General features: G+C 76.8%; 4 protein-coding genes and 1 pseudogene. 3 read left to right on the top strand and 2 right to left on the bottom strand.

Annotated elements, in window-relative coordinates:
- The first annotated feature begins 122 nt into the window (after nt 1–122).
- Nucleotides 123–569 (top strand): DUF4442 domain-containing protein, encoded by a 447-nt coding sequence (locus ABT247_RS32090; protein ID WP_350749816.1) that lies wholly within the window; start codon nt 123–125, stop codon nt 567–569.
- A gap of 111 nt (nt 570–680) precedes the next feature.
- Nucleotides 681–1,568 (top strand): hypothetical protein, encoded by an 888-nt coding sequence (locus ABT247_RS32085; protein WP_350749813.1) that lies wholly within the window; start codon nt 681–683, stop codon nt 1,566–1,568.
- Nucleotides 1,569–1,914: 346 nt separating this feature from the next.
- Here the strand turns inward: ABT247_RS32085 and ABT247_RS32080 are convergent, their stop codons facing one another.
- Together ABT247_RS32080 and ABT247_RS32075 are read right to left on the bottom strand one after the other, a co-directional pair.
- Nucleotides 1,915–2,820, bottom strand: a complete 906-nt coding sequence (locus ABT247_RS32080) for a spermidine synthase (RefSeq protein WP_350749810.1) — start codon at nt 2,818–2,820, stop codon at nt 1,915–1,917.
- A gap of 104 nt (nt 2,821–2,924) precedes the next feature.
- Complete coding sequence (locus tag ABT247_RS32075; protein ID WP_350749807.1) at nt 2,925–3,437, bottom strand: hypothetical protein; 513 nt, start codon at nt 3,435–3,437, stop codon at nt 2,925–2,927.
- Nucleotides 3,438–3,700: 263 nt separating this feature from the next.
- On the opposite strand from ABT247_RS32075, the pseudogene ABT247_RS32070 reads away from it, so the two are divergent.
- Nucleotides 3,701–4,330 (top strand): annotated as a pseudogene (locus tag ABT247_RS32070) (hypothetical protein); the annotation flags it as partial.

The raw sequence follows: 4,330 nt of genomic DNA, 5'->3' as shown, positions 1-4,330 counted from the left end.
GGCCGATCTCTTCAAGAGGTCGGCCCCTCGGGCGTTTTCGCATGGCCTCAGTTGTGCACGGTGGTCAGGGATTTCCGCTCGGCCCCTGCCGCAGGAAGCTACCGGCTAGTAACATCGTCGCCATGACCACTCCTTCGATCGGCCAGATGCTCGACGCCACGGTGCCGATGGCGCACACCCTGAAGCTCGAGTACCTGGAGACCACCCCGGAGCGCGCCGTCCTCCGGCTGCCCGACCAGCCCGCGTACCACAACCACGTCGGCGGCCCGCACGCCGGCGCGATGTTCACGCTCGCCGAGTCCGCCAGCGGCTGCATCGTGCTCGCCGCCTTCGGGGACCAGCTGTCCCGCGCCGTTCCACTCGCCGTGAACGCCGAGATCGCCTACAAGAAGCTGGCCATGGGCGACGTCACCGCCACCGCCGTGCTCGGCCGCGCGGCCGCCGAGGTCGTCGCCGAGCTGGACGCCGGCGGCCGTCCCGAGTTCCCGGTCACCGTCGAGATCACCCGCGCCGACGGCGCCGTCACCGGTGTGATGACGGTCACCTGGACCCTGCGCCCCAACTCCTGATCCCCGCGCGGTCGGTGGGGCCTCGGGTTGACCGGCCCGGGGCCACCGGCGCGATGACTGTCCGTGACGGCGGGCGTGACCTCGGCGCCCGTCCGCTCGTTCTCAATTCACATGCGAGCCAATCACGCGACGAAGCCCCTGGAACCCGTCCGCCGCGGCATCGCCGGAGCGGGACGGGCGCTCGCCCGGTGGCTGCCCCGCCCGGGCACCGTCGCCGCCGGAGGGGCCCTGCTCGCACAACTCTGGGGCGTGGGGGCGCCGGGCGCGTACGCCGCCCCGGTCGAACCGCCACGCGGACAGACCCAGCCCGCCGTCCGCGGCGCCCTGCGCGGCGGCCCGGTGATCGACGGCCAGTCAGCCGTCCGTCCGCCGGCCCCGGCCCCGACATCCATCCCGCCGTCGGCCTCGACGTCGGGCTCCCCGGGGCTCGCCGGGGAGCTGACCGGCGTGGCGCCGGTCGGCGGAGCCGGCGGCGGGATCGGCGGCGTCCTCCAGCAGCGCATCCGGGACGGCGGACTGCCCCTCCCCGGGCAGCAGGCCGCGGTGCCCGACGCCTTCGCGCTCGCCTCCGGGCTGCTCGCCAGCGCCCCAGCCCAGGACCCCCCGGCCGAGGGCCGGGCCTCCCGCGCCGGCGAGCCCGCCGAACCGCCCACCGACGCGCAGCCGGGCGACCGGCGGGCTGTGACCCAGCCCGGGTCCGGGACGGCGGACGCTCCCCCGGTCCAGGAGGCGGCGGTCCACGAGGAGCAGGACGCGGTGGAGCCCGCCGACGCGGCAGGCGCCGCAGCCCCCGCCACCTCCTCCGCGTCGTCCGGCGAACCCGCCACCCCGGCGGAGGGCGGGCAGCCCGAGACGCTCGCCCTGGCCGACACCTCGACCGAGACGGCCGTCGACGACGGCTCCGCGACGGCCACCGCGGTGCTCGCTCCCATCGCCGCCGGGCTGCTGCTCACCGGCGCCGCGATGTTCAAGCACCGCGGACTGCCGCGCGGGCACTGATCGCCGGCCGGCCCACGGACCGAGCCCGCGCTCCTGCGCATCGCAGCGCGAGCCGCCGGAACCTGACCCGGCGGGCGAGCGCTCGTCGGCAGGCTCCACCGTCCCGGTGCGCTCCGCCCGGCGCCGAGAGTGAGGCGGCAGGAGCGAGGCGACACGAGCGGAGGGCGAGGCGGCGCCTGCCCGGTGCTCGGGCCTCGCCGCCGTGCAGGGCGGAACAGGACCGGTCAGCGCCACCGCGCCCGCCCGCGGCGGCCGTCAACGCCCTCCGCGGTGGCCAACCCCCGTCAGCGGCTGCCCCTGCCGTCAGCGGCCGGCAGAAGCCCGGCCCTTCGCAGCAGCCCGGCCGTCAGCGGAAGACGCCCGGCGGAGGGGCCGGGGACGGCGCGGCGGTGGCGTCCGTGGCCGGAACCGCCCCGGCGGTGAAGTCGCTGAGCGCACGCCCGTGTTCGACCCGCCCGTGGGCGGAGTCGGAGGCGACGCGACGGGTGAGGTCGGGAACGGGGAGCGGTGTGTGGGCCGCGGCGAGGACCAGGTTGCCGAAACGCTTGCCGCGCAGCACCGCCGGGTCGGCGACCAGGCAGAGTTCGGGGAAGACCGCGGCCAGGGTGGCGACCTGGGAGCGGGCGAAGGGCAGCGCCGCGCCGTCGGCGATGTTGGCGGTGTACCAGCCGCCGGGGGCGAGCGCACGGGCCGCCAGGGCGGTGAACTCGACGGTGGTGCAGTGCGCCGGGGTGCGGGCGCCGGAGAAGACGTCGGCGATGACCAGGTCGACGCTGCCTTCGGGGGTGCGCTCCAGCACGCTGCGGGCGTCCGCGCCGCGCACCTTGATCTGCCAGCCGCGTTCCAACGGGAGTTCAGCGCGGACGAGTTCGGTGAGTGCGGTGTCGATCTCGGCGACCTGCTGGCGCGAGCGCGGTCGGGTGGCGGCCACGTAACGGGCCAGGGTGAGGGCACCGCCGCCCAGGTGCAGCACGGTCAGCGGGCGGCCGGGCGGGGCGGCGAGGTCGATCAGGTGGCCGAGCCGGCGCTGGTACTCGAAGCCGAGGTGGGTCGGGTCGGCGAGGTCGACCATGGACTGCGGGGCGCCGTCGATGAGCAGCGTCCAGGCGGCGGAGCGGTCGCGGTCGGGGCGCAGTTCGGCCGTGCCGGAGCCGACGGGGCGGGTGAGCGGGCCCTGGGCGTGGGTGCGGCCGCCCGGCCCGGTGGTGGCCGCCGGCTCCGGGCCGCGCACGGCTCTGCTGCTTCGTCCCATGGCGGCCATTATCGCCGCCGCAGGGCGCCCCCTGGTCCGGGGCGTGTCGCAGGGGCCCGGCCGGGGATGGTACGGGGCCCGGCCGGGTCCTCGCGGCACGCCGGTCAGAACGGGCCGAGACCGCCCGCGGTGAGCGTGCATGCGGCCTCGCAGAGGGCGGAGCGGAGCACCCAGGCGTCGGTGGGGCGGACGGCACGGCCGGCGCTGGCGGGCGGGATCACCCAGCACGGGTCGCCGGCGGCCGGCACCAGCGCGCCGGCCGTACAGGAGCTGCCGGGCAGGTGCCACGTCTCCCAGGTGCCGGCGGGGACGAGGAAGGAGACGGCGCTGCCGTCGCGGCTCTGCAGGACGGCTCCGCAGGCGCGTCGCAGACGCAGGATGTCGACCGCTTCGAGGCCGTGCCGGAGGGCGACCGTCACGGTGTCGCAGGTGGTGACGAGGGTGCCCTGCTCGGGAGCGGCGGCGTCCCGGCGCCGGCCGCCGCAGGGGCCGCAGCCGCCGCCGACCTGGCCCCGGCCCGGGAAGCGGTCGTCGGCGGGGTCGGGGAGCAGGGCGGGGGCGGCGCCGGCGAGCACGCCCCCGGGGACGGGTCGGTACTGCGGCAGTCCGGTGGCCATCACGGGCCCTCCTGTACCTCGTCGGGGTCGGAAGCGCGGCCGCCGGAGGTGGGGCGCCGGGGCGGGGACGGGCCGGGGACGGCCTGGGCTTCCACGTATCAGGACAACGCGGAGATGGCACCCGAGGCCACGGGGCGCCTTACAGCAAGGCATGGCATTTCATGGCGGATATCCCGCAACAACGCCCGCTTTGTACGGAATTGAGGGCCGATGTCCCACAAACCGACTGTGGCCGGTCGGTAACTCCGAGTACTCTCGCCCCCATGGCAGCCACCCCACCGGCCGAGCCGAACCGACCGTCCCCCAACACCGTGATGCGCGCACTGCGCGGCGACCGCTCACCCGGCGAGTTCGCCATGGCCGTGCGACGGGCAGCCCGCGAGATCGGCGAGCACGTGTCCTGCGACGCCCGCTACATCGGGCGCATCGAGTCCGGTGAGATCCGCTGCCCCAACTACGCCTACGAGCGGGTCTTCCGGCACATGTGGCCGGGCCGCACCCTCACCGACCTCGGCTTCGCACCCCGCGCCGCCGTCCGCCGCCGCTCGGCGGACGGCGGCGGGGCGGCCGGGGCGGCGGAGGCGCCCCCGCTCCGCTCCGTGCTCCACCCGCCGTTCCCGCCCCTGCCAGCCCCGCGCCCACCGCTCTCCACCCAACTCCCGTACGCTGCCTCGCCGTACCCGGATCCAGCCGCTCCGGACGGGCCCCCGTGGCCGAGGGCCGGCGCGGTGCCCAGGGGGCCCGACGGATCGCCCTATCTCGACGAGGAGAACGACGACGTGCGTCGCCGTACGTTCCTGGCCGGCGGCTCGACCGCGCTGGCCACCGTGATCGGCATCGACCGGCCGGCCGCGGCCGGTCCGGTGACCGGCGCCGGCTCCCGACCGGCCGCC

This window comes from Kitasatospora sp. NPDC001539 (assembly GCF_040298565.1).
GTDB lineage: Bacteria > Actinomycetota > Actinomycetes > Streptomycetales > Streptomycetaceae > Kitasatospora.
The sequence above is the reverse complement of the archived record's forward strand: the minus strand, read 5'-3'. Positions and strand labels throughout refer to the sequence as shown.